Source organism: Solimonas terrae (genome assembly GCF_011067135.1).
GTDB lineage: Bacteria > Pseudomonadota > Gammaproteobacteria > Nevskiales > Nevskiaceae > Solimonas > Solimonas terrae.
Genome location: NZ_JAAMOW010000004.1, coordinates 441,328 through 466,504, shown reverse-complemented (window position 1 = coordinate 466,504; position 25,177 = coordinate 441,328). Strand labels below are relative to the sequence as shown.

General features: G+C 65.4%; 23 protein-coding genes and 1 tRNA gene. 14 read left to right on the top strand and 10 right to left on the bottom strand.

Translation table 11 applies throughout. The features are described from left to right. Positions 1-396 precede the first annotated feature (396 nt). Positions 397-472 (bottom strand) — tRNA-Thr (locus G7Y85_RS10330). Between the two features lie 127 nt (positions 473-599). On the opposite strand from G7Y85_RS10330, the gene G7Y85_RS10325 reads away from it, so the two are divergent. Next, positions 600-1,547 carry a methyltransferase domain-containing protein gene (locus tag G7Y85_RS10325; RefSeq protein ID WP_166255936.1) on the top strand — a complete coding sequence of 316 codons (948 nt, stop codon included), beginning with the start codon at positions 600-602 and terminating at the stop codon, positions 1,545-1,547. On the opposite strand, the gene G7Y85_RS20640 is transcribed toward G7Y85_RS10325, so the two are convergent. After that, positions 1,538-1,801, bottom strand: coding sequence for a YkgJ family cysteine cluster protein (locus tag G7Y85_RS20640; protein WP_366514944.1), 264 nt, complete (start codon positions 1,799-1,801; stop codon positions 1,538-1,540). The genes G7Y85_RS10325 and G7Y85_RS20640 overlap by 10 nt on opposite strands. Positions 1,802-1,852: 51 nt before the next feature. On the opposite strand from G7Y85_RS20640, the gene tesB reads away from it, so the two are divergent. Next, on the top strand, positions 1,853-2,734 hold the full coding sequence (gene tesB / locus G7Y85_RS10320) for an acyl-CoA thioesterase II (RefSeq protein WP_166255933.1): 882 nt from the start codon (positions 1,853-1,855) through the stop codon (positions 2,732-2,734). 81 nt (positions 2,735-2,815) lie between these two features. After that, positions 2,816-4,141 (top strand): esterase/lipase family protein, encoded by a 1,326-nt coding sequence (locus G7Y85_RS10315; RefSeq protein ID WP_166255930.1) that lies wholly within the window; start codon positions 2,816-2,818, stop codon positions 4,139-4,141. Here G7Y85_RS10315 and dusB read toward each other — a convergent pair. Together dusB and G7Y85_RS10305 are read right to left on the bottom strand one after the other, a co-directional pair. Continuing rightward, positions 4,068-5,057 carry a tRNA dihydrouridine synthase DusB gene (gene dusB, locus G7Y85_RS10310; protein WP_166256024.1) on the bottom strand — a complete coding sequence of 330 codons (990 nt, stop codon included), beginning with the start codon at positions 5,055-5,057 and terminating at the stop codon, positions 4,068-4,070. The genes G7Y85_RS10315 and dusB overlap by 74 nt on opposite strands. A gap of 231 nt (positions 5,058-5,288) precedes the next feature. Then, entirely contained in the window at positions 5,289-7,091 is a 1,803-nt protein-coding gene (locus G7Y85_RS10305; RefSeq protein ID WP_166255927.1) for an acyl-CoA dehydrogenase, read from the bottom strand. 146 nt (positions 7,092-7,237) lie between these two features. Between G7Y85_RS10305 and G7Y85_RS10300 the strand changes: the two genes are divergently transcribed. The 5 genes from G7Y85_RS10300 (at position 7,238) to G7Y85_RS10280 (ending at position 14,251) form a co-directional block, all read left to right on the top strand. Further along, the gene (locus G7Y85_RS10300; protein WP_166255924.1) at positions 7,238-7,939 is read left to right on the top strand and encodes an esterase/lipase family protein; all 702 of its coding nucleotides are present in this window, start codon (positions 7,238-7,240) and stop codon (positions 7,937-7,939) included. A 101-nt stretch (positions 7,940-8,040) separates the two neighbouring features. Continuing rightward, positions 8,041-8,703, top strand: a complete 663-nt coding sequence (locus G7Y85_RS10295; RefSeq protein ID WP_166255921.1) for a TetR/AcrR family transcriptional regulator — start codon at positions 8,041-8,043, stop codon at positions 8,701-8,703. Further along, on the top strand, positions 8,700-10,130 hold the full coding sequence (locus tag G7Y85_RS10290; RefSeq protein WP_166255918.1) for a TolC family protein: 1,431 nt from the start codon (positions 8,700-8,702) through the stop codon (positions 10,128-10,130). Before G7Y85_RS10295 ends, G7Y85_RS10290 begins: the two co-directional genes overlap by 4 nt. Position 10,131: 1 nt before the next feature. After that, positions 10,132-11,175 carry an efflux RND transporter periplasmic adaptor subunit gene (locus G7Y85_RS10285; RefSeq protein WP_166255915.1) on the top strand — a complete coding sequence of 348 codons (1,044 nt, stop codon included), beginning with the start codon at positions 10,132-10,134 and terminating at the stop codon, positions 11,173-11,175. 13 nt (positions 11,176-11,188) lie between these two features. Next, positions 11,189-14,251, top strand: coding sequence for an efflux RND transporter permease subunit (locus G7Y85_RS10280; RefSeq protein WP_166255912.1), 3,063 nt, complete (start codon positions 11,189-11,191; stop codon positions 14,249-14,251). Here G7Y85_RS10280 and arsB read toward each other — a convergent pair. From arsB to G7Y85_RS10255, 5 genes are all read right to left on the bottom strand, one after another. Further along, positions 14,245-15,303 (bottom strand): ACR3 family arsenite efflux transporter, encoded by a 1,059-nt coding sequence (arsB, locus tag G7Y85_RS10275; protein WP_166255909.1) that lies wholly within the window; start codon positions 15,301-15,303, stop codon positions 14,245-14,247. The two genes, G7Y85_RS10280 and arsB, sit on opposite strands and share 7 nt — an antisense overlap. Next, on the bottom strand, positions 15,300-15,806 hold the full coding sequence (locus G7Y85_RS10270) for an arsenate reductase ArsC (RefSeq protein ID WP_166255906.1): 507 nt from the start codon (positions 15,804-15,806) through the stop codon (positions 15,300-15,302). Before G7Y85_RS10270 ends, arsB begins: the two co-directional genes overlap by 4 nt. Next, entirely contained in the window at positions 15,799-16,554 is a 756-nt protein-coding gene (gene arsH, locus G7Y85_RS10265) for an arsenical resistance protein ArsH (protein WP_166255903.1), read from the bottom strand. Before arsH ends, G7Y85_RS10270 begins: the two co-directional genes overlap by 8 nt. Continuing rightward, positions 16,551-16,892 (bottom strand): ArsR/SmtB family transcription factor, encoded by a 342-nt coding sequence (locus G7Y85_RS10260; protein ID WP_166255900.1) that lies wholly within the window; start codon positions 16,890-16,892, stop codon positions 16,551-16,553. Before G7Y85_RS10260 ends, arsH begins: the two co-directional genes overlap by 4 nt. A gap of 74 nt (positions 16,893-16,966) precedes the next feature. Further along, positions 16,967-17,656: a hypothetical protein gene (locus G7Y85_RS10255; RefSeq protein ID WP_166255897.1), complete on the bottom strand. Its 690-nt coding sequence runs from the start codon at positions 17,654-17,656 to the stop codon at positions 16,967-16,969. Positions 17,657-17,821: 165 nt separating this feature from the next. On the opposite strand from G7Y85_RS10255, the gene G7Y85_RS10250 reads away from it, so the two are divergent. Then, on the top strand, positions 17,822-19,414 hold the full coding sequence (locus tag G7Y85_RS10250; protein ID WP_166255894.1) for an OpgD/OpgG family glucan biosynthesis protein: 1,593 nt from the start codon (positions 17,822-17,824) through the stop codon (positions 19,412-19,414). A 49-nt stretch (positions 19,415-19,463) separates the two neighbouring features. Here G7Y85_RS10250 and G7Y85_RS10245 read toward each other — a convergent pair whose 3' ends face one another. Further along, the gene (locus G7Y85_RS10245; RefSeq protein WP_166255891.1) at positions 19,464-20,423 is read right to left on the bottom strand and encodes a LysR family transcriptional regulator; all 960 of its coding nucleotides are present in this window, start codon (positions 20,421-20,423) and stop codon (positions 19,464-19,466) included. A gap of 112 nt (positions 20,424-20,535) precedes the next feature. Between G7Y85_RS10245 and G7Y85_RS10240 the strand changes: the two genes are divergently transcribed. From G7Y85_RS10240 to ahpF, 5 genes are all read left to right on the top strand, one after another. Beyond that, positions 20,536-21,138 (top strand): FMN-dependent NADH-azoreductase, encoded by a 603-nt coding sequence (locus G7Y85_RS10240; RefSeq protein WP_166255888.1) that lies wholly within the window; start codon positions 20,536-20,538, stop codon positions 21,136-21,138. Between the two features lie 37 nt (positions 21,139-21,175). Next, positions 21,176-21,574, top strand: coding sequence for a DoxX family protein (locus G7Y85_RS10235; protein ID WP_166255885.1), 399 nt, complete (start codon positions 21,176-21,178; stop codon positions 21,572-21,574). A gap of 66 nt (positions 21,575-21,640) precedes the next feature. Then, a complete protein-coding gene (locus G7Y85_RS10230; RefSeq protein ID WP_166255882.1) occupies positions 21,641-22,510 on the top strand; it encodes a pirin family protein in 870 nt (289 codons plus the stop codon). 199 nt (positions 22,511-22,709) lie between these two features. Beyond that, positions 22,710-23,273: an alkyl hydroperoxide reductase subunit C gene (gene ahpC, locus G7Y85_RS10225; protein ID WP_166255879.1), complete on the top strand. Its 564-nt coding sequence runs from the start codon at positions 22,710-22,712 to the stop codon at positions 23,271-23,273. A gap of 144 nt (positions 23,274-23,417) precedes the next feature. Further along, complete coding sequence (ahpF, locus tag G7Y85_RS10220) at positions 23,418-24,992, top strand: alkyl hydroperoxide reductase subunit F (protein WP_166255876.1); 1,575 nt, start codon at positions 23,418-23,420, stop codon at positions 24,990-24,992. Positions 24,993-25,177 lie beyond the last annotated feature (185 nt).

The following is a 25,177-nucleotide window of genomic DNA, read 5'->3' as shown; positions in this document are numbered from 1 at the left end:
TGATCTCTTCGATCAGCTTGGTCTCGATCGGCGCCGGCAGGATCTCGATCATCTTGTGCGCCAGACCCGCTGCCAGTGCCCAGATCAGCAGCGCGTGGAACGCGACCACGGCGCCGATGCCGACGAATCGTCGACTCTGATTGGGCTTTTGACCGAATTCCATTGCCAAAGCTTCACTCCACTTTAATCGTGACGTTACAGGTGCACGCCAGCTTCATGCCCGTGACCCGGCAGGCGGCCCCGGAGTATAGCGGCGCCACCGCCCCGGAGAATCGCAAGAAACCCCTATTTTTCTGTACGGATTTCCGCCACCGCAATCAGGCGCGCACGCCGATGACCTTATCCTGAATAACGCGGACTCCGCATGAAACGGAAATCGGGCATTCGTTTAATTCTTGGTGCCGACAGCAGGAATCGAACCCGCGACCTACTGATTACAAATCAGTAGCTCTACCAACTGAGCTATGTCGGCGCTGCGCCGATTGTAGCGGGCCGACGCCATTGCCATAAGTCCGCCAGCAAAAAAGCACATCGCCCGTTACATCGCGCCCCGCCGCCCCGATAATGCGCTTCGGCACTTTACATTTCTGTAACAAACGATGAGCGAAATCGAGTTGCACCGGAAACTGCTGGGCGATCACGCGCGCAATGATGCGTTCGAAACCGCCCTGCGCCGGCGCATCGTGCCGGGCAAAAGCCGCGTACTCGATATCGGCGCCGGAACCGGCTTTCTTTCGTTTCTGGCGCGCCGGCTCGGCGCTGCGCACAGTACGCTGATCGAATACAGCGACGCACTTGAACTGGCCGAGCAGCTGGCGCGCCGCAATCGCATCGACGGCCTGAGCTTCGTCAAGGCGCATTCTTCGGAGTGGCGCAGGAAGCTGCAGGTCGACATCGTCGTGACCGAAACCTTGGGAAATTACGCGCTGGAAGAAAACTTCCTCGAGACCGCGGTCGACGCGCGCCGCTTTCTCGTTGCCGGCGGCATCATCATTCCGGGGCGCCTGCAACAATTCGTCGCACCGGTGCCGAGCCCTCGCCTGCAGGCCGAGATCGACATCTGGCCGAAAGTCGGTTTCGATCTCGATCTCGCCCCTGCGCGCACCATTTCGCTCAACAACATGTACGTGCGCAACATCGAGCCGACTGACCTCGGCGACACTAATCGCACGGCTCGCCTCTGGGATGATCTCGATGTCCGACCGTCGGTACGAGCGCCTGCCAGCGCGCGACGCAAGACCGTGTCGTGGACGACAGCGGACATCCCGGGCGGCCGCGTCGAAGGCTATGCACTGTGGTGGCAGGCAGAGCTGATCGAAGGCGTCTCGCTGTCGACGTCGCCGTTCGCCGCCGCGACGCACTGGCAACAGATCTATCTGCCGCTGCTGCAGGCACACGATCTGCAGGCCGGCGACAGCCTCGAACTGACGCTGGGTTCGGACACCCGACCCGAAGCCGGTGTTCGTGTCAGCTGGAAATCGCGCCAGTCGCGCGGCGGCAAAACTGTCGCCGAACAATCACTGGACAGCCTGCGCGGTCAGCTCTGAAGCGGCGTCGTCTGCCGCTCGAGTTCGTCGAGGTATCGCAGTGCATGCTCGCGGTTCGTGCCGCACATGCCGGCAGTCGGCTGCAGGCTGCCGCAGACCGAAGGCCGTCGCGGATCGCCGAACAGCGCGCACGCCAACTGTGCGGTCAGGTGCGGGCACGGCACACCGGCCGGCTTGCCCTGCGGCATTCCCGGCAAGGGCGAGGAAATCGAAGGCGCGATGCAGCAGGCACCACAGCCAATGCGGCACGCCATCGTCATGCCGTACCCTTGCGCGACCAAAATCCGGGGCCGGGCGCCGACACGATGAACCGCATTCTCAAGGATCTCCTCAATCTTCTGAACCTCGAAACACTGGAGGACAACCTGTTTCGTGGCGAATCGCGCGATCTCGGCGGCAAAAGCGTGTTCGGCGGACAGGTCATCGGTCAGGCTCTGGTCGCGGCCTCACGTACGGTCACCGCAAGCGCCCCGCATTCGCTGCACGCCTACTTCCTGCGTCCGGGCGACATGAGCAAGCCCATTGTCTATGAAGTCGACCGCATCCGCGACGGCCGCACGTTCACGGCGCGCCGTGTGCAGGCGATCCAGAACGGCCATCCGATCCTGTCGATGATGGCATCGTTCCAGCGGCCGGAAGACGGTCTCGAGCATCAGGCCGCGATGCCGCAGGTCGCACAACCCGAGCAGCTCAAGTCGATCTCCGCACACTACGAACAGTGGCTGGACGAAATTCCCGATCTTCCCGAGCGCGTGCACCACACGCTGACCCGCGAGGTCGCGATCGAATTCAAGCCGGTCGATCCGGTCAATCCGTTCCGGCCGACGCCGAGCCAGCCCGCGCAGGCGATCTGGCTGCGCGCCGCCGGCAAGTTGCCGGACGATCCGTTGCTGCATCGTTGCGTGCTGGCCTACGCATCGGACTTCCATCTTCTGTCGACGGCGCTGCGCCCGCACGCCAAGCTCTGGTTCGGCGACAGCATGGCCATCGCCAGCATCGATCACGCACTGTGGTTTCATCGCGATCTGCGCGTCGACGACTGGTTGCTCTACGTGATGGACTCGCCAACCGCACAGGGCGCCCGTGGCTTTTCGCGCGGCCTGTTCTATGACCGCAGTGGACGTCTGGTCGCCAGCGTCGCGCAGGAAAACCTGATGCGCGAGATCGACGCGCCACCGGCGGCCTGACGCGAGCCCGCGGCGAGCCCGCCAATTGCAGCGGCGCCGGCGCGGCCCATACTGCGCCTCGAACCCAGGCCGGGAGCCGACATGAACAGGCGTCCTGCAGGAAAAGCACCGACTGCGCTGGCGCGATGGGCCGGCGGCGTCGAGCTGCTCGGCGACACCTATGCGCAGATCACTGCCGGCATTCACGAATTCCATCGCGCAATCGCCAGACAGCCGTTCCGGACCGTGGACGCGATCCCGACACTTGGCAGCGGCGCGGCACCGGTTCGCGTGCTGCACGACGGCATCACCGATGCGGTCTATACCGGCGTACGGGAGATCGGCGCACTGGCATTCACGCTTGCCGGCGGCGCCTTGAAACTCGTCGAGCAGCAGACGAGCGAAGTCGAGGCCACCGCGAGCGCGCATCCGCGCACCGACCTCGCATTCAGCGCATTGAGCGGGCTGTTCGGCGATCATCTGATCGGTCGTCGCAATCCGGTCGCGCCGCAGTTCGGCCTGTACGTCGACGGCTTGAAGATCGAGACCGACCGCAGCTCGCTCGCCGCCCGGTTTCCGGACGCAGAGCCGCGCCTCGTCGTGTTCGTCCACGGTCTGTGCTGCAACGAGACGAGCTGGCAGCTCTATCGGCAAGCCGGCGTCCGGCAAAGCTTGCCCTATGGCGCGCGCCTCGCCGAACACGGGTACACGCCGCTGTATCTGCGCTACAACAGCGGCGCACACATTTCGCAGAACGGCCGTCGGCTCGCGCGTCTGTTGCAGCAGCTGCTGACGCAATGGCCGCGAGCCGTCGAGGACATCACGCTGATCGGCCACAGCATGGGCGGCCTGGTGATTCGCTCGGCTGCCGCCGCCGGCCTGCGGCGGGGCGACGCCTGGACCGGCAAGGTGGGCAGCCTGATCTGCCTCGGTTCACCGCATCAGGGCGCGGCGCTGGAACGCGGAGCACAGGCCCTCGCGCAGGTGCTGCAGGGCTTCGAGCTGTCGCGGCCATGGGCACGGGTGCTGGAAGCGCGCTCCGTCGGCATTCGCGATCTGCGCTTCGGCGCAACCTCCGATGCCGACTGGCGTGATGGCCTGAAGCGCGACTGGCGCCCCCCGGCGTCGATCGCGCGGCTTGCCGATGCGCAGTACCACTTCATCGGCTGCAGCGTCGGCGACGACGAGCACGACTGGCGCGGCAAACTGCTCGGCGACGGTCTCGTGCATCTGCCGAGTTCGCTGGCAAAGGAACTCGCCGATGCCGACACTGCCGTGCTGTTCCGGCGCCACCACATGCAGTTGCTGAATGATCCGGCGGTCTACGCGCTGATCGCCGAACGCCTGGGTGTCACTACGCCGCCGGCCGCATCGCCCGCGCATCGAAGAACTGTGCAGCCGCGGCGCGCTGCACGGCCGCGTCGGTGACAGCATTGATGCTGCGCCAGAACGGCGCCGCATCGGCTTGCGTCTGGCAATACCACTGAATGTGCTTGCGCGCGACGCGCACGCCGCGGCCCTCGCCGTAGAACGCGTACAGCGCATCGAGGTGCTCGAGCAACCAGCGCCGGATTTCGAAACCTGACGGCGGGGCAAGCGTTTCGCCGTGTGCGAGATAATGTGCGATCTCGCGAAAGATCCATGGCCGCCCCTGCGCCGCGCGGCCGATCATCAAGGCGTCGACGCCAGTGTGGCGCAGCACCTCACGCGCCTTGTGCGGTGTGTCGATGTCGCCATTGGCGATCACCGGAATACGCACGGCGCGCTTGATCGCCGCGATCGTGTCGTACTCGGCGGCGCCGGCGTAGTGGTCTTCGCGCGTGCGGCCATGAACCGCGAGTGCCTGGATACCGACGTCCTCCGCGATTCGGGCGATCGCCACGCCATTGCGTTGCATGCGCGTGAATCCGGTGCGGATCTTCAGCGTGACCGGCACCTTGCCCTCACCGGCGGCGGCAACCACTGCCGCGCAGATGCGCGCAACCAGCGCCTCGTCGCGCAGCAAGGCCGAGCCGGCGTCGACACGGCAGACCTTCTTCGCCGGGCAGCCCATGTTGATGTCGATGATCTGCGCCCCCAGCGCGATATTGTGGCGAGCCGCCGCCGCCAGCTGTTGCGGGTCGTAGCCGGCGATCTGCACCGAAATCGGCGCCGATTCGCCCTCATGATCCATGCGCAGGCGCGACTTCTCGGTGTGCCAGAGGCTGGCATCGGCGGTCGTCATTTCGCTGACCGCGAGGCCGGCTCCGAAGCGCCGGCACAATTGCCGGAATGGCCGATCGGTCACACCGGCCATCGGCGCAAGAATCAGCGGAACGTCGATCTGGATGGAGCCGATGCGCATCGGCCCATTGTCGCCGAATCGCGACGGCGGCGTGAAGACCGTCGCTGCGTTCATAAATTCTGAATCGCTGGCTCAAATCATTTCGCTGTCGGTCGGGTGGCCGATCCCGTATCGTGCCGCGCTTCGGAATCACTCCCCCGAAACAACGCCGTCCGTCTCCCCCCAGGACACCCCCAGACGGCGTTCCCCCGAACGGCGGACCGCAAGGTCCGCCGTTTTTTGTCCGCGCAGCTAGAACGCGTCCAGCGGCATCGTCAGGCAGGTATCGTCGGCGCGCTTCAGCAGTGCCGCCTGCGCGACCGTCTTCGGCAATTCATAGCGATAGAAATAGCGACAGGCGCGCAGCTTTCCCTCATAGAACGGACGGTCCACTTCGCTTGCGGTCGCCACCGCGGCTTGTGCGACGATCGCCTGGCGCAGCCACATCCACGCAATCACGATGTGGCCCAGCATGTCGAGATAGACAGCGGCGTTGGCGAGAAAGCGCTCGGTCTCGCCGCGCTGCGCAATGGCGGCCAGCTGCATGCTGACGTCGGCGGCAACGTCGAGCGCAGCCTTCAGCGCATCGCGAAACTCGCGCAGCGATTCGTGTTCGTCGGCCTCGGCGATCGTCGCCGCGATGCGCTGCAACAGGAGACGAAACGCCGCCCCCTGCGCGATCAGCAGCTTGCGGCCGAGCAGGTCCAGCGCCTGAATGCCGTTGGTGCCTTCGTGTATCGGATTCAGACGGTTGTCGCGATACAGGCGTTCGACCGGGTAGTCGCGCGTGTAGCCGTAACCGCCCAGAACCTGGATCGCCAGCTTGTTCGCCTCCAGGCAATAGTCGCTGGGCCAGGCTTTGGCGATCGGCGTGAGGATTTCCAGCAGATGCTGCAAGGCTTGCGCCTGCGCCTCCTCGCCGCCGCCCGTCGCCAGTTCGTCGACCAGATGCGCGCAGTACAGGCACAGGGCCAGCGCACCTTCGACATACGCCTTCTGCTGCAGCAGCATGCGCCGCACGTCGGCATGTTCGATGATCGGGACCGGCCTGCTCGCCGGATCGCGGTTCGACAACGCTCGCCCCTGCGGGCGCTGCCGGGCGTAGTCGAGCGAATAGCGGTAGCCGGCGTAGCCGAGCGCGGTCGCGCCCATGCCGACACCGATGCGTGCTTCGTTCATCATGTGGAACATGCAGGCCAGGCCGTGATTCGCCTGTCCGACCAGCTCACCGATCGCCGCCTCGCCCTCGCCGAAATTCAGCGCGGCGTTGACGGTGCCGCGATATCCCATCTTGTGGTTCAGGCCGGCGACATGCACGCCGTTGCGTGCACCGATCCCACCGCTCCCGGTCACACGATACTTCGGCACGATGAACAGCGAAATGCCCTTGGTCCCGGCCGGCGCACCATCGATGCGCGCCAGCACCAGATGCACGATGTTCTCCGACAACTCCTGATCGGCGCCGGAAATCCACATCTTGTTGCCGATCAGGTGATAACGGCCATCGGCCTGCCGGATTGCCCGCGTGCGGATGTCGCCGAGCGAAGAGCCGGCCTGCGGCTCCGACAGACACATGGTGCCGAACCAGCGGCCCTCCAGCATCGGCTGCATATAGCGAATCCTCTGCTCCGGCGTGCCGTGAACCCGCAGCAGATTGGCCGCCGCCGCCGTCAGAAACGCGTAGCCGGTAGTGCCGGCATTGGCGGCGGTGAACCAGGCCATCGCAGCGGAGGTCAGCGTATACGGCAACTGCATGCCGCCGTCGCTTTCCGGGAACGACGCCGCCAGAAAGCCGCCGTCGATGAGCGCTGTCAGCGCCTGTTTCACTTCCGGAATCAGCTGTACGCGTCCGTTCTCGAACTGCGGCTCGTTGGCGTCGAGCCTGGCCGCATGCGGCAGGAACTGCGTCTCGGCAATTCTCTGCGCGGCGTCGAGAACGCCATCGAAGCTCGCGCGGTCGTGCATCGCGAAGCGCGGCGTGCGGGTCAGCGCTTCGATGCGCAAGACTTCGTACAACAGGAAATCCAGATCACGACGCTCGATCAGCTGCGGCACGGCGCTTCTCCATTTTTTTGTTTTTTGTCGTCGTCACGACAAATGCGGGCCGCAGGATAGCGGTCGGCGCGAAGCAGCGTCGAGCCCGATAGGCGCGACCCCGCCCTTTCGCTAAGCTGCCGCCGGCTCTCAAGGAACACGTGCTCATGCCCATCGAAAAACTGCCGGCGCCCGCCGCATCGCTGTTGCTGCTCGAAGGCCGGATCGGCCTCGAAATGGCGCGCTTTGCGCTGGCCATCCGCGGTCTGCGACACGAACTGCCACGTGGCCATGCGCAGCCGCTGATCGTGATTCCCGGCTTCGGCGCAACGGACACGGCGACCGCGGCGTTACGGCATCTTCTGAGCGGCCTCGGCTATGCAAGCCACGGCTGGGGACTCGGTCGCAATCTCGGCATGCGCCGCGGTGTTCGTGACGCCTTGAACACGCAGTTGCAGACGTTGCACGCCGACAAGGGCGGGGTCACGCTGGTCGGCTGGAGCCTCGGCGGCGTCTTTGCACGCGAGATCGCCCGGCACCGGCCGCAATACGTGCGCCGCGTCATCACGCTCGGCAGCCCGATCAATCGCGATCCGGATGCCAACAACATGCTGCCGCTGGTACGGCTCGCCAACGGCGGCAAGGCGCCGAAGACCGATCTCGACGCTTTCGCGCGCCGCATCACGGCGCCGCCGGTGCCGTGCACGGCGATCTACACGAAAACCGACGGCATCGTCGCCTGGCGCGCGTGTCTCGAGGATCCGGCGCCGAACGTCGAGAACATCGAGGTCAGCGGCAGCCACTTCGGCCTGCCATTCAACCCGCAGGTCGCCCGCATCATCGCCGAACGCCTCAGCCGGCCCGACTGATCCGGGACACGCCCACTGCCATTTCCCGCACCGGATTTATACGACTGTTGAATTACTGACACGATGTCAGTAGAGTCGGCGGTGCATATCGGGAGGAGACCGTGAGCGACAGCCGGCAACGCCGCGACGACGAAAAGGAACAGCGCCGCGAGGCGATCGTCGACGCCGCCGAAGCCGTGTTCGCGAGTCACGGCTTCGACGCGTCGAAAATGGACGATGTGGCGCGCAAGGCCCGCGTTTCGCGGGCGCTCGTCTATCTGTACTTCGGCAGCAAGGCGGAACTGCAGTTTGCCGTCTGCCTGCGCGCCCTGCGCCTGCTGCGCGACGAACTCGCCGCTGCCGCCGAAACCACTGCGCGCGGCGACGCCAAGATCGCCGCGATCGGCGCGGCCTACATGCGCTACGCAGAGCGGCATCCCTTGTATTTCGCAACGCTGTCACGCTTCGAGGCCCATCGCCCGGAAACCATTGCCGCCGGTTCCAGCGAACGCGCGGTGCTGGAAGCCGGCGCCGCCGTTCACGATGTGACCATCGCGGCGCTGCGGATCGGCATGCGCGACGGTTCGATTCGCAGGACATCGAAGCCGATGCTGCTGGCGATGACGCTGTGGAGCTTCACGCATGGCGCGATCCAGGTTGCGCAGACCAAGAGCGCGTTTCTCGAAGAAGTCGGCCTGTCGTCCGGCGATCTGCTGCAACACGCCATCGAAATGGCGATGCGCGGCCTGCGGCCGGCCGCCGTGAAAAGGCAGAGACCGGGATGAAGCGCTACCCGCTGCCGCTGCTGATGATGATGCTCTGCGTGTCGCCGCTGGCGCCGGCGCAGCTGCAGGCGCCGCCCGATCACGCAGTCGTGGTTGCCGTTGGCGGACCTGGCGACGATGTCGTGCTGCAGAGCTATCTGGACCAGGCCCTGCGCGCGAATCCGGCGCTGGCCGCGCGCGCCGCGAGCGTGCGCGCCAGCGATGCGGACGTGGACGCAGCGCGCGCGCAGGAGTGGCCGGAGCTCAGTCTCAACGCGCGTTACACGCGTTCCGACGGTGGCCGCACGATCGACATCCCGACCGGCGACCTCCTGAACCCGGTCTACGACACCCTCAACCAGATGCTCGAAGCCCAGGGACAGGCGCCGCAATTCCCGAACATCTCGAACCAGAGCATCGCCTTTCTGCGAGCGCACGAACAGGAAACCAAACTGTCGCTGACGGCGCCGCTGTTCGCCCCGCAGGTCTGGGCGAATGTCGACGCCAAGCGCGCGCTGGCCGGCGCCAGCCGCGCCGAACGCGAAGCCTACGCACGCACGCTGGTACGGGAACTCAAGCGTGCGTACTACGCCGCTGTCGAGTCGAACGCCGCGGCCGGCATCCTCGAAGCCAGCGAACAGCTGCTGGCGGAGAACGTACGCGTTTCACAGTCACTGGTCGACGCCGGCAAGGCAACCCGCGATCGCGTGCTGCGCGCCGACGCCGAACACCTGAATGCCGAACAACAGCTCGACGCCGCGCGGGCGCAGACGGCGCAGGCGAAGCGCCTGCTCAACATGCTCCGCGCACAGCCGCTCGATGCGCCGCTGCAGCTCCCGACACCGGAATCGCTGAGCCTGCCGCAGCGGCGTGCAGTGCCAACACACAGCCGACCCGAACTGCGGCAAGTCGAACGGAGCCTGGTTGCCGCCAGGGCCGGCGAACGGGCGGCTCGCGACGCGAGCCTGCCGACGCTCGGCATTGCCGCCGACTACGGCGTGCAGGGCGAGGACTATCGCTTCGATTCCGGTTCGGACTTCGACACGGTATCGCTGGTGCTGCGCTGGCAGCTGTGGGACGCCGGCAGTCGCAGCGCGCAGCGCGCGCAGGCGCGCGCGCAGACGGCGGAACTGCAGGCCCGGCATGACGACCTGCTGCAGCAGCTGGAGCTGGCGCGGCGCGCAGCCGACGAAGACCTTGCCACCGCCCTGCGCGCGGTCGCCACCGGTCAGGCACGCGTCGCGGCGGCCGAGGAAGGTTTTCGCATTGCCGAACGCAAACGCGACGCCGCGGCGCTGTCGCAGATCGAATTTCTCGACGCCGAACGCAATTTGCGCGAGGCGCGGCTGAGTCTGGCAATCGCTCGCTGCGATGCCTTCGATCGCGCCGCCGAGCTGGAGCTGGCGAATGCGAGCTACGCCCTGCCCGACGACCTGACGGCTCCCTGACATGAATATCGCCCGCGTTCTGCTGCCATGCCTGCTGCTCGTCACCGGCGCCTGCCATCGGCAGACCGCAACGGCCGACACCACGCCGCCCCCGCGCGCGGTGCGCGCCGTGACGGTCGTGCAAGGGCCGGCCGAAGCGCCGATCGTCGCGACCGGCTTGCTGGCGACGCGAGACGAAGTGCAGCTCGGCTTCAAGACCGGCGGCGTCGTGCACAGCGTTGCGGTTCGCAGCGGCGACACCGTGCATGCCGGGCAAGTGCTCGCGCAGGTCGAACTCGCGGAAATCGACGCCGGGCTGGCGCAGGCGCAGGCTTCGTACGAGAAGTCGACGCGCGACCTGGCGCGCGGCAGGAAACTGTTTGCGGAGGACGTGATCACGCGCGAGCAGCTCGATGATCTCGGCACGGCCGCCACCGTCGCGCGTGCGCAGCTCGACGCCGCCGAGTACAACCGCGGTCATGCGCAGATCGTCGCGCCCGGTGACGGCGTCGTGCTGCGGCGCATGGTGGAACCGGGCGAGACGGTCGCGCCGGGCCAACCGGTACTGAGCCTCAGCCAGTCGAATTCCGGGCACGTGCTCAAGCTCGGGCTCGCCGATCGCGACATCGTGCGCGTGCAGCTCGGCGATCACGCGACGGTGCGCTTCGACGCCTACCCGCAGCGACGCTTCGATGCCACGGTGATCGAGATCGGTCACGGCGCCGATCCGCGCAATGGCACGTTTGCCGTCGAACTGGAAATCGCCGACGACCCGAATGCACCGAAGAGCCTGCCGAGCGGCCTGGTCGGCACCGCCAGCATCGTGGCTCGCGGCGCTGGCGCAACACGCAGCTATCTGCCGCTGACGGCACTGGTCGAGGGCGATCAGCGCGCGATGACGATCTTCACGCTGCACGGCGATGTCGTGCACCGCCAGACCGTCGCCGTCGCATTCGTCGCCGACGATCGCGCCGCGCTGGTCGATGCCTTGCCGGCCGACACGCGCGTGGTCACCGACGGCGCCGCCTATCTCGCCGACGGCGACACTGTGCGCGTCGTCGAATAGCGCAGCGATCTCCATGCGCATCTCCGACTTTGCGGTCCGCAACGTGCCGTTCATGCTGGTCGCGTCGCTGCTGCTCGGCGCGCTCGGTATTTCGGCCTGGCTGAAGATTTCGCGTACCGAAGATCCGCATTTCCCGATATCGGCATTTTCGGTCGTCGTGGTCTACCCCGGCGCCGATCCGCAGGAGATCGAACACCAGGTCGTGCAACCGATCGAGGATGCGATTCACACCCTGGACGACGTCAAGGAACTCATCTCGACCGCCGACGACAGCCTCGGCATCGTCCGCGTCGAGTTCGAGGCCTACGTCGATACCGAGAAACGTTACGACGAGCTGACGCGCGAGATCGACGCGGTGGCACGCAAGCTGCCATCCGGCGTCGCCAGCATCGAGATCAACAAGATCAATCCGGGCGACGTCAACATCGTCCAGTACGCACTGGTGTCGGACACGGCGTCATACCGGACGCTGGAAGACACGGCCAAGGATCTGAAGGATGCGCTCGAACGCATCCCCGGCGTCAAGAAGTCCGAAACCTGGGCCTATCCGCAACGCGAACTGCGTGTCGAGCTCGACCTCAAGCGCCTCGCCGAACTGCATCTGTCGCCGATCCAGGTGCTGGGCGTCATCCAGGCCGACAACATCAATGTTCCGGGCGGCGCAGTCGAGGCCGGCGCCCGCCGCTTCAACATCAAGACCAGCGGCGCCTATCGCAGCGTTCAGCAGGTACTGGATACCGTGATTGCGGGCAACGGCGCGCAGGCCATCCACGTCGCCGACGTTGCGACCGTGCGCTGGGATTCGGGGCCGCTCGACTATGTCGCCCGCTTCGACGGCGAACGCGCGGTCTACGTGACTGCCAATCAGAAGACCGGCCACAACATCTTCGAGACCAAGGCACAGATCGACAGCGCCGTCGCCGACTTCGCGAAGACCTTGCCCGCGGGCATCTCGCTGCAGCTCGGCTTCGATCAGTCGCGCAACGTCAAGAGCCGTCTCGATCGGCTCGGCCACGATTTCACGCTCGCGATCATCCTCGTCGCGCTGACGCTGTTGCCGCTGGGCCTGCGCGCAGCCGGCATCGTCATGGTGTCGCTGCCGCTGTCGCTGCTGACCGGCCTTGCGGCCCTGTATTTCGCGGGCTTTTCGCTGAACCAGCTGTCGATCGCCGGCTTCGTCATCGCCCTCGGCCTGCTGGTCGACGACTCCATCGTCGTCACCGAGAACATCGCGCGATTCCTGCGCATGGGTCATACGCCGGACGAAGCGGCGATGCGCGCGACCCGGCAGATCTCGCTGGCCGTGCTCGGTTGCACCGCGACCCTGCTGTTTGCGTTCGTGCCGCTGCTGGCGCTGCCGGGCAATGCCGGCAAGTTCATCCGTTCAATGCCGCTGGCCGTCGTGTTCACGGTGTCGGCATCGCTGCTGGTGTCGTTGTCGATCATTCCGTTTCTCGCGTCACGGGTGTTGCCGCGCGATGCCACGGAGGATGGCAACGCGGCCTTGCGCCTGCTGATGCGCCTGATTCACGGCGTCTACGCGCCCTGGCTGCGGCGCGCGCTCGCACACCCGCGCTTGACGGTCGGGTTGTCGGCGCTGGCCTTCGGCCTGAGTTTCGCGCTGGTGCCGCAGATGGGCCTGTCATTGTTCCCGCACGCCGACACGCCGCAATTCCTGATCGACATCACGACGCCGAACGGCAGCAGCCTGACGCGCACCGGCGAGGTGCTGGACGAGGTCGAGCAGGTGCTCGATCGGCAGCCCGAGATCAAACACCTGCTGTCGAACCTGGGGCACGGCAATCCGCGCATCTACTACAACGAGTTTCCGCACGAGGACGCCAGCAACTATGCGGAAATCTTCGTCCAGCTCAAGGCTTTCGACCCCCGGTTGACGCCGGCCCTGCTCGATCGCCTGCGGCAACGCTTCGATGCGATTCCCGGCGCCGAGATCGTCGTCAAGGAATTCGAGAACGGGCCGCCGATCGAGGCGCCGATCGCGCTGCGCGTGATCGGACCCGACCTCGACACCCTGCGCGACATGGCCGCGCGCATCGAGACCCTGATGCGCGCGACACCGGGCGTACGCAACATCAGCAATCCGCTGCGACGCTCGCGCGTCGATCTGCAGCTCGACATCGACACTGCCAAGGCCGGCCTGCTGGGCGTACCGGTGCTGGATCTCGACCGCACGGTGCGCTTGGCCGTGGCTGGGCTGTCGGCCGGCGATTTTCACGAGCCGGACGGCGACAAGTATCCGATCATGCTGCGCGCCGCGATGCAGACGCGGCCGACACTGTCGACACTCGAGGGCCTGCACGTGGCGTCCGCCGGCGGCGCACAGGTGCCGCTGGCAGAACTGGCCACGCTGAAGCTCAGCGAATCGCCGCCGCGCATCTACCGGCGCAATCGCGAACGCGCCGTGTCGATCTCGGCCTATACCGAAACCGGCTACAACACCGAGGCAGTGACGAACAATCTGCTCGGCAAGCTGGCGAAGATGGACTGGCCGCCGGCGTATCGCTACGAGGCGGGCGGCGAAGTGGACGCACGCAAGGACAGCTTCGCCGGCTTCGGCACCGCAATCATCGTCGCGGTGTTCGGCATCATGGCGATACTGGTGCTGGAGTTCGGCAGCTTCCGCAGCACGCTGATCGTCGCCGGCGTGATTCCGCTCGGCGTCACCGGCGGCATCGTCCTGCTCTATCTCTGTGGCTACTCGCTGAGCTTCACGGCAATGGTCGGCTTCATCGCACTGATCGGCATCGAGATCAAGAATTCGATCCTGCTGGTCGATTTCACCAACCAGTTGCGTCTGCAGGGCAAGCCGCTCGACGAAGCGATCGCCGAGGCCGGCGAGATCCGCTTCCTGCCGATCCTGCTGACCTCGGTGACCGCGATCGGCGGCCTGCTGCCGCTCGCCCTGCAGAACTCGCCGCTGTACTCGCCCATGGCCCTGGTGATCATCGGCGGCCTGATCAGTTCGACGCTGATCGGCCGCCTGGTCACACCGGTGATGTACAAGCTGCTGCCACCGGACCTTTCGGCGGCGAGCGCCGAGGCGCCGGGCTACTGAGCGCCGGCGTACCAGCCGCGGGTGCCGTTGACCAGGCGCACGACGCTGAGCATCACCGGCACTTCGACGAGCACGCCGACGACAGTCGCCAGTGCGGCACCGGAGTCGAGTCCGAACAGACTGATCGCCGTGGCAACCGCCAGCTCGAAGAAATTGCTGGCACCGATCAGCGCCGACGGTCCCGCCACGCAATGCGTCTCGCCGCTGATCCGGTTCAGCACATAGGCCAGTCCGGCATTGAAATAGACCTGGATGATGATGGGCACCGCGAGCAGCGCGATGACGATCGGTTGCGCGAGCAGGCGCGGCCCCTGAAAGCCGAACAGCAGCACCAGGGTCGCGAGCAAGGCCAGCAGCGAAGCCGGCTGCAGGCGCCGCAGCAGCCTATCGAGTCGACCTCGCCGCAGGGCATGACGCCGCAGAAACTGCGCAACGACAATCGGCACGACGATGTAGATCAGCACCGACAGCAGCAAGGTGGCCCAGGGCACGCTGATCGCCGACAGACCGAGCAGCAGGCCGACGATGGGCGCGAACGCGAAGATCATGATGCTGTCGTTGAGCGCGACCTGACTCAAGGTGAAGTGCGGCTCGCCCTCGCAGAGATGGCTCCAGACAAACACCATCGCCGTGCATGGCGCCGCGGCGAGCAGGATCAGTCCGGCGATATAGGAGCTGAGCTGCGCCGCCGGCAGCCAGTCGCGAAACCAGTGGCCGATGAACACCGTCGCCAGCAGTGCCATCGAGAACGGCTTCACCGCCCAATTGACGAACAGGGTCACGCCGATGCCGCGCCAATGCTTCGTCACGCCGCGCAAGGCGGCGAAATCGATCTTCAGCAGCATCGGCACGATCATCAGCCAGACCAGCACCGCGACCGGCAGGTTGACGCGCGCCAGTTCGACACCGCCCAGCGCAGCAAACGCAGCCGGCATCAGCTGACCCAGCACGACGCCGGCCACCATGCACAGCACCACCCAGACCGACAGATAGCGTTCGAACATGCCGATGCCGACTGACGGCGGCGCTTTGCCGATGGCATCGGTCTTCATGGCGCTTCACTGCCGATCCGGCGCACGCGCTGCTGCAAGGTCATGCGGTCGAGCGTGGCCAGCGGCAGGCTGGCGAACAGTTCGATACGCCGACGCAGTACGTGCAGCGTCTCGGCGAAGGCGCGGCGCTGTTCCTCGATATCGCCGTTCACCGCAGCCGGGTCCGGCATGCCCCAGTGCGCGGTCATCGGCTGGCCGGGCCAGTAGGGACACTGCTCGCCGGCCGCCTGATCGCAGACCGTGAACACGAAGTCGAGCCGCGGCGCGCCGGCTTCCGCGAACTCGTCCCAGCTCTTGCTGCGCAGACCGTCGATCGGCAGACCGATGCGCTGCAACAGTTCCAGCGCCAGCGGGTGCGGCACGCCCTTTGGCTTGCTGCCGGCGCTGTAGCCGCGGAAGCGGCCGCCCGTGATCCTGACGTCGTTGATCAGGGCCTCGGCGAGAATCGAACGGGCCGAGTTGCCGGTGCAGAGAAAAAGGACGTTGTAGGGAGCATCAGTCATGGCTGCGTTCCTGGTTTGCGATATCGGCGTTGCCGGCAAGAGCGGTCGGCAGTCGTCCATCCGCCTTGCGCTCGGAGTACCGATCCGTGAGCAGATCGATATGCGGACGCAACAGCACGGTGAAGCGCATCAGCTCCTCGACGACATCGACGATGCGCTCGTAGTAGGGCGACGCGCGCATGCGGCCGGCGGCGTCGAACTCGTCGAAGGCCTTGGCAACGCTGGACTGGTTTGGAATCGTGAACATGCGCATCCAGCGGCCCAGCAGGCGCAGGGTGTTGACCGCATTGAACGACTGCGAGCCGCCGCTGACCTGCATCACGGCCAGCGTGCGCCCCTGCGTCGGCCGCAGACTGCCGACGTTGAGCGGCAGGTGATCGATCTGCGCTTTCATCAGGCCCGTGATCTGACCGTGCCGTTCCGGGCTGCACCAGATCTGGCCTTCCGACCACAGCGACAGCTCGCGCAGTTGCTGCACCGCCGGGTGCCCGTCTGCGCGAACCTGATCGGGAAACGGCAGATCGGACGGATCGAAGATGCGCGGTTCGCCGCCGAACCGGCGCACGAGACGCGCCGCTTCCTCGACCGCCAGACGCGAATACGACCGCGCGCGCAAGGACCCGTAGAGCAGCAGGATGCGCGGCGGATGCCCGAGCGGATCGGCCAGTGGCGTGGCGGGCCGCGCATGCGCGTAGCAAAACTCGAGCGCCGGCAACGCGTCCGGGTCGGGCAGAGGACGCAAACTCATGCCTTGCATTTCATTGCGCTCGCGGCAGTCGGCGCGCAGGCGTCGTCGCAGACGCCGCCACTGCAGCAGTTCTCGGTCAGATAGCCGAGCAGCGCGTTCATCGCCTTGAAGTCAGGCGCGTAGTAGACGAAGCGCCCTTCCTGACGCGACTTCAGCAGGCCGGCACGACTCAGCTCCTTGAGATGGAACGACAGCGTTGCCGGCACGACGCCCAGTCGCGCGCCGATGTCGCCGGCGCAGAGGCCCGCGGGGCCTTCCTGGACGAGCGCGCGAAAGATCGCGAGACGCGACTCCTGCGCCAGCGCAGCAAGCTTCTCGACGGCCGACTTCGATTTCATATTTCGATGATTATCGAAATATTATCCAGTGTCAAGCAACCGCCTTCGGGCCAGTACAACCCGCCGTAACACACTCAGTGCGGCAGGTAATCGCCCGCCATCTTCGCCAGACCGTCCCGGTAATAACCGAAGCGCTCAGCCAGTTCGCGGAACACCGGCTGCACACCGAACTCGGCGGCCAGCGGATGGCGGGACGCGCTGAAGTAGTACGAGCGACCCATCTTGCAGTAGTACTCGACGGTTACCGGCCGACGCTTGTAGCGATGCCGATGCTCGACCCATTCTGCACGGATGCCGGCCGTGAACATCGCATAGTTGCCGATGTGGGAGTGGACCAGAAAGCCGCGATCGGGCCCGGCCTGCGAGGCAGCCGCAACCAGATCGACGAGATACTGGTAGGCGTCCTCATCGTTTTGCGTCACGCGATACAAGCGGTCGGCACTCGTGAACAGGCCGAGCAGATGCGCAAGGTAGTGAATGGCCTGACGCTCCTGCGCGTTGCGGCGCGCCGGAAGACAGTGCCGCAGCATGATGTTGAAGAACAGCTGCGGCGACACCTCCAGCCATTGCGTCTGCCGATCGCGCAAGGCGTCGAAGACGTAGTCGGCCTCGAGGATCGAATCGAGCGTCGAGGGCTGTTCGATCACGCGCTGCGCCGCCTGTACCGCGTCGATGCCCGGCACGGGGAAGTGCTCGAACAGAAACACGAGGTCCTGCCGGGTGAGCGTGCTGACGCCCAGTTGTGCGAAGTCCGGTGCCTGCATCTTGCGCCTCCGTTCGTCGGATACGCTTTCAGCGAAGCAATTCTTCTGCCACGAGGCCGCACACCCGCGCCGGCCAGCGGCGGAACGCCGCCGTTGGCGCGGCTCGCGGTCAGCGACACGTCGCTATGATGCCGGTCACTTGCCGCGTATCAGTCGAGAGTAGCCATGAACAGACGCGATCTTCTCAAGTCCGCTGCCGCACTCGCTGCCGCCGGCATGCCGGGCGCCGCCGGTTTCCTGTCGTCCGTGGCGCAGGCAGCCGAGGTCAAACCGCTGGGCCAACCGCAGGCTTTCGACTTCGCGACCCTCAAGGGCCAGGCGCGCGCGCTGGCCGCTCAGGCCTGGCAGAAACCGTCGAACGTCCTGCCGAAACCGATCGCCGCGCTCGACTGGGATCAGTGGCAGTCGATCCGCTTCAAGGACGAGCACTCCCTGTGGAAGGATCAGGACCTGAACTTCCAGGCCCGTTTCTTCCATCTCGGATTCACGATCCGCACGCCGGTCCATCTCTACGAAGTGGTCAACGGCCAGGCCACCGAAATCGCCTACGACAGCGCGATGTTCGACTATGGCAAGAGCGGCGTTAAGTCCGGCTCGCTGCCCAAGGATCTGGGCTTTGCCGGCTTCCGTCTCAACTACCGCGACGATTTCGTGCGCGATGTCGCCGCGTTTCAGGGCGCCTCCTACTTCCGCGCCGTCGGTGGCGACAAGCAGTATGGTCAGTCGGCACGCGGACTCGCCGTCGACTGCGGCATGAATCGACCGGAAGAGTTCCCGATCTTCGTCGCCTACTATCTGGAGCGACCGGCCAAAGGCTCGAACACCGTCACGGTCTACGGCCTGCTCGACTCGGAAAGCGTGAGCGGCGCCTACCGCTTCATCATGACGCCGGGCGACACGTTCGTGATGGAGATCGATTCGGCGCTGTATCCGCGCAAGGCCATCGATCGCGTCGGCATTGCACCGCTGACCAGCATGTTCCAGTTCGGCGAAAACGATCATCGCGTCGCCAACGACTGGCGCCCGGAGATTCACGACACGGACGGCCTGCAGCTCTGGACCGGCAGCGGCGAATGGATCTGGCGCCCGCTGGTCAATCCGCCGGGCGTGCGCGTCAACTCGTTCGTCGATCACGATCCGCGCGGTTTCGGCCTGATGCAGCGCGACCGCAATTTCGATCACTATCAGGACGACGGCGTGTTCTACGACAAGCGACCATCGGTCTGGGTCGAACCGAAAGGCAGCTGGGGCGACGGCGAGGTGATGCTGGTCGAAATTCCGACGCAGGACGAGACCGCGGACAACATCGTTGCGTTCTGGCATCCCGGACAGGCAATCGCGCCGGGCAAGGAATATCTGTATTCGTACCGCCTGAGCTGGGGCGCCGCCAATCCGTACAAGCCGCCGCTGGCGACCACGCAGGCGACGCGCACCGGCCTCGGCGGCATCATCGGCCAGCCTCGGCAATACTTCTCGCGCCGTTTCGCGATCGACTTCGCCGGTGGCCCGCTCGCCGAGCTGTCGCGCGATGCCAAGGTCGAGGCGGTACTGAGTGCCTCGCGCGGCCGGATCGAGATCGTCTCGGCGCGTCCGCTCGATGCGATCAAGGGCTGGCGCGCGATGTTCGATCTGGTGCCGGACGCCAGCAGCGAACCGATCGATCTGCGGCTGTATCTGCGCCTCGCCGGCAAGCCCTTGTCGGAAACCTGGCTGTATCAGTACACGCCGCCACCGGTAGCCGAACGCAGGTTCAACTGATACCCGTGAGCGAGCGTCCCGCGCGACGCTGATCCGCGCTCGAATTCGCTCAGGCCGGCCCCGGACATTCCCCGGGCGCCGGGATTTCGCCGCGCTCGATCTTTTCAACCAGGGCGCACATGTCCCTGACCTGTTCGCGAATGATCTCGGCGAGCCGCCAGGCACCTCGGCCGGGATAGTCGCGATCGGCGAACACCAGATACAACTCGATGTAGCGCTCGCCGCCTTCGCGCAGCGGCAAACGCTTGAGCTGGCCGCTTTCCAGTTCGGCGCGAATCGTATCCTCGGCAAACCACGCAAAGCCGAGGCCCATCTTCGCCGCGGCGATCGATGTCGCCTTGTGCGAGACCGTCCAGCGCTGCTCGGCACCCAGCCAGGACCCGGACTCGCGAATGCGGTTGTGCGCCGAGTCGCGAATCACCAGCTGCCGGTACGGCCGCAGATCGCGATGCGTGAGTTCGCGGCCCATCTTGTGCAGCGGATGGTCCGGGTGCGCGACCGCGGCGAAACGGACCCGCATCAGCGGCTCGCCGACGAAGCCGCCCGGGACGTGCCCGGCAATCGCGAAGTCGACCTTGCGCTCGATCAGCGCCTCGTCGGTGCCGCCGAGCACCGTTTCGAACAGCTGCACGCGAATGTCCGGCCGCTCCTCGGCAAAACGTTCGAAGCACTTCAGCAACAGCCAGGTCGGGAACACGATCTCGGCGGCGAGCTTTATTTCCGCTTCCCAGCCGGCCGCCAGTCCGGCGGCACCTCGCTCCAGCGCCGCGGCTTCCGACAGCAGGGTCTGCGCGCGGCGATACAGGGTTTCGCCTTCGCGCGTCAGCTGCGCCTTGCGCCCCTGGATCTCGAAAATCTTGAGGCCGAGCAGATTCTCGATTTTCTGCACGGCATAAGTGATCGTCGACTGCGTCTTGTTGAGAACCCCGGCGGCCTGCGCATAGCCACCGGCTTCGACCACCGCGGTCAGGGCGCGCCACTGTTCAAGACTGATACGGGGCTGACTCATATCGATTCATTCGATGGTTATGGTCGATAAATTCTGCTTTTTTATCGAATTCCGCAATCGTCTAATGGCCGCACGTCATTCAACCGGGCCGCTCAGGCCAAAGGAAGCAGCCATGAAAACCTTGCTCCAGATCAAGACCAGCGTGTTCTCCGACCACGGCAATTCAACCAAGCTCGCCAACGAGTTCGTTGCCGGCTGGCAGAAAGCGAATCCGGACGGGCGTGTCGTCGTCCGCGACCTCGCCACCGAACCGCTGCCGCATTTGTCCGCCGAGCGCGTGCAGGCGTTCTTCACGCCGGCTGCCCAGCGCACGGCCGAACAGCAGGCGCATTCCAGCGCCAGCGAGGAACTGATCGACGAGTTGAAGGCCGCCGATGTCGTCGTGCTCGGCCTGCCGCTCTACAACTTCGGCGTCCCGTCGACGCTGAAAGCCTATTTCGACCATCTCGCCCGCAACGGCATCAGCTTCCGCTACACCGCGAATGGCCCGGAAGGCCTGATCGCCGACCGCAAGGTCTACGTGTTCGCGGCGCGCGGCGGCTTCTACAAGGACACGCCAGCCGACTCGCAGACACCGTTCGTGAAGGCCTTCCTCAATTTCATCGGCCTGCGCGACATCGAGTTCGTCTATGCCGAGGGCCTCAACGTCAGCGAAGATCAGAAGCGCAGCTCGCTCGAAGCGGCTTCCGCCGAAATCGTTCGCCTGGCCGCCTGATTTCCAAGCACTGGATCGTCATTTCCGGAGTACTGCAATGGACAAGATTTTCGACAGTGTCAAACCCTACAGCGACCTGCTCGGCCGCATCCTGATCGCTGTGCTGTTCGTGATCGCCGGCTGGGGCAAGATCAGCGCCTATGCCGGCACGCAGCAGTACATGGCGGCGATGGGCGTACCCGGCGGCCTGTTGCCGCTGGTGATTGCACTCGAACTCGGCGGTGGCATTGCCATCGTGCTGGGCCTGTTCACCCGTCCGGTGGCCCTGCTGCTGGCCGGCTTCAGCATCATCACCGCCGTGCTGTTTCACGGCGCCGCGGACCACGTCAACCAGATCATGTTCATGAAAAACCTGGCGATCGCCGGCGGCTTCCTGTTCCTGGTTGGCCACGGCGCCGGCCGGTTCAGCCTCGACCAGCTGCGCCGCACAGCATGAAATTGCATCGTTGAAGCAAATGGCCGCGGACTTCACATCCGCGGCCGCCACCGAAGGAGCCGCATCATGAATACCCTGCGTACCCTGCGTCACGTCATTCCGTCCGTCGCGACTTCCGACGGCGCCGGCGTCAAACTGCGGCGCAGCATCGGCAGCCAGCGCGGGCTGTATCTCGATCCGTTCCTGATGCTCGACGAGTTCTACTCCGACGATCCGAACGACTACCTCGCCGGTTTTCCGGCCCATCCGCATCGCGGCTTCGAGACCGTCACCTACATGCTCGATGGTCACATGCAGCACCAGGATCATCTCGGCAACACCGGCGATCTCGGTCCGGGGAGCGTGCAATGGATGACCGCGGCGCGCGGCATCATCCACTCGGAAATGCCGCAGCAGCGCGAAGGCCGCATGCGGGGCTTTCAGCTGTGGCTGAATCTGCCGGCTGCCGAGAAGATGAAACCTGCGGAGTACCGCGACATTCCTTCGCAGGATGTACCGACGGTGACGCTGGCCGGCGGGGTTTCGGTACGCGTCATCGCCGGCACGCTGATTGACGGGGAACGACACATCGACGGTCCGGTGAGTCCGCAGACAGCGAAGCTGTCCACCGATCCGCTTTACTTCGATGTGCGGCTGCCGGCCGGCAGCCACTTCGAGCAGAAGCTGGCCGACACGCGCAGCGCGTTCGTCTACGTCTATGAAGGCGAGGCGAGGATCGCCGGCAGGCCCTTGCCGAACCGCGCCGCCGGCGCGCTCGATGCCGGCGATACCGTGCGCATCGACGCGGGCGCCGACGGCGCGCGCGTCCTGTTGCTGGCTGCGCGTCCACTGCACGAGCCGATCGTGCAGTACGGTCCGTTCGTGATGAATACGCGCGACGAGATCGAACAGGCGATCCAGGACTATCAGAGCGGCGCGTTCGGCAAGGCCGCCTGACGGTTCTCGGCGCTTTCCGGGGGGCCGGCATGCCGGCCCTTTTTTGTGCCCGCAGCCCGGTGGCAGCGGCGCGACCGGCAAGGTCACTTCATATGAATAACCTATGACGGAAATGGAAACAATCAATTTTGCAAATTGAATTCTTGCGCCTAGGATGTGTCTCCCTGATCCACCACACCGATCCAAGAGGATTTTTCCGATGTCGCTGATCAATACCGAAGTCAAGCCGTTCAAGACGCAGGCCTTCCACAACGGCAAGTTCGTCGAGGTGTCGAACGAGAGCCTGAAGGGCAAGTGGTCGGTCGTGATCTTCATGCCGGCTGCGTTCACGTTCAACTGCCCGACCGAAGTCGAAGACGCCGCCAACAACTACGCCGAATTCCAGAAGGCGGGCGCCGAGGTCTACATCGTCACCACCGACACGCACTTCTCGCACAAGGTCTGGCATGAGACCTCGCCGGCGGTCGGCAAAGCCAAGTTTCCGCTGGTCGGCGATCCGACGCACCAGCTGACGCACGCGTTCGACGTGCATATCGAAGAAGAGGGCCTCGCACTGCGCGGCACCTTCATCGTCAACCCGGACGGCATCATCAAGACGCTCGAGATCCACTCCAACGAGATCGCGCGCGACGTGTCGGAAACGCTGCGCAAGCTCAAGGCCGCGCAGTACACCGCCGCCCATCCGGGCGAAGTCTGCCCCGCCAAGTGGAAGGACGGCGCCAAGACCATCGCGCCTTCGCTCGACCTGGTCGGCAAGATCTGAGCACCGATCCGCGATCGTGAGCGACGGGCCCGCCCGTCGCTTCGCTGTACCGCTTCAGTGGTAGCGCGCATTCCGGCCCGGCATCCCCCGGGCCGGGTCGGAATGACGCGATTTTTCACCCCCCAGAATACTCAGGAGCATTCAATGCTCGACGCCAATCTCAAGATCCAGTTGCAGGCCTATCTCGAAAAGCTCGTGCGGCCGATCGAACTCGTCGCATCCGTGGACGACAGTGCCAGCTCGAACGAGATGCTCGAGTTGCTGCAAACCATCGAATCGCTGTCGGACAAGATCGCCCTGTCGACACACGGCAAGGACGCGCGCAAGCCCTCGTTTGCCGTCACCACCCCTGGCCAGCCGATCAGCCTGCGCTTTGCCGGTATCCCGCTCGGTCACGAATTCACGTCGCTGGTGCTGGCGCTGCTGCAGGTCGGCGGTCACCCTTCGAAAGCGTCGGCCGATGTGATCGAACAGGTCAGGAACCTGCAGGGTTCCTATCGTTTCGAAACCTATTTCTCGCTGAGTTGCCAGAACTGCCCGGACGTGGTCCAGGCACTGAATCTGATGGCCGTGCTGAACCCGGCAATCGAGCACGTCGCGATCGACGGCGCGCTGTTCCAGGACGAAGTCGAACAACGCCAAGTGCTGTCGGTGCCGCAGGTGTTTCTCAACGGCGAACCGTTTGCTTCCGGCCGCATGGACCTCGAACAGATCGTCGCCAGGCTCGACACCGGCGCGGCCGCGCGCGACGCCGAGAAGCTGAGCGCGAAAGCGCCCTTCGACATGCTGATCGTCGGCGGCGGACCGGCCGGCGCCGCGGCGGCAATCTATGCCGCGCGCAAGGGCATCCGCACCGGCGTCGCTGCCGAGCGTTTCGGCGGTCAGGTGCTCGACACCATGGCGATCGAGAACTTCATTTCCGTCAAGGAAACCGAAGGTCCGCGGCTTGCCGCCGAACTGCAGCAGCACGTGCAGAGCTATGACGTCGACCTGATGAACCTGCAGCGCGCCGAGAAGCTGATTCCCGGCAAGGAATTCATCGAGGTGCAGTTCGCCAACGGCGCGGCACTCAAGGCCCGCTCCGTGGTCATCTCGACCGGCGCGCGCTGGCGGCAGATGAACGTGCCCGGCGAGAACGAGTATCGCAACAAGGGCGTCGCCTACTGCCCGCATTGCGACGGCCCGCTGTTCAAGGGCAAGCGCGTCGCGGTGATCGGCGGCGGCAACTCCGGTGTCGAAGCGGCGATCGATCTGGCCGGCATCGTCAGCCATGTCACGCTGATCGAGTTCGATGCGCAACTGCGCGCCGACGCGGTGCTGCAGCGCAAACTGCACAGCCTCGCGAACGTGAAGGTCATCACCTCGGCGCAGACCACCGAAGTGACCGGCGACGGCCAGAAGGTCGACGGGCTGATCTACAAGGATCGCAAGAGCGGCGAGACGCAGACGATCGAGCTCGAAGGCATCTTCGTGCAGATCGGCCTGCTGCCGAACAGCGAGTGGCTCAAGGATACGGTCAAGCTGTCTGCGCGCGGCGAGATCGAAGTCGACGCGCGCGGCCAGACCTCGGTGCCCGGCGTGTTCGCTGCCGGCGATGTCACGACCGTCCCGTACAAGCAGATCGTCATTGCGATGGGCGAAGGCTCGAAAGCCGCGCTGTCGGCCTTCGACTACCTGATCCGCAGTTCGGCCCCGCAGGAAGAAGCAAAGGCCGCCTGACCCCCGACGGGCGGCTTGCATCGGCCTCCCGCGCAAGCGGGGGGCTTTTTCATGCCCGGACTGAAAGCCGCCGAGGCCGCGCGTCGACCGGCGCCCGCCCGGATTGCGGCGAGGATTCCCGCGGCATGGGTCGCGGGCCGCCGCTCGTCGCCCGGATGCTGCACCGCGGCATGAACATACGCTAC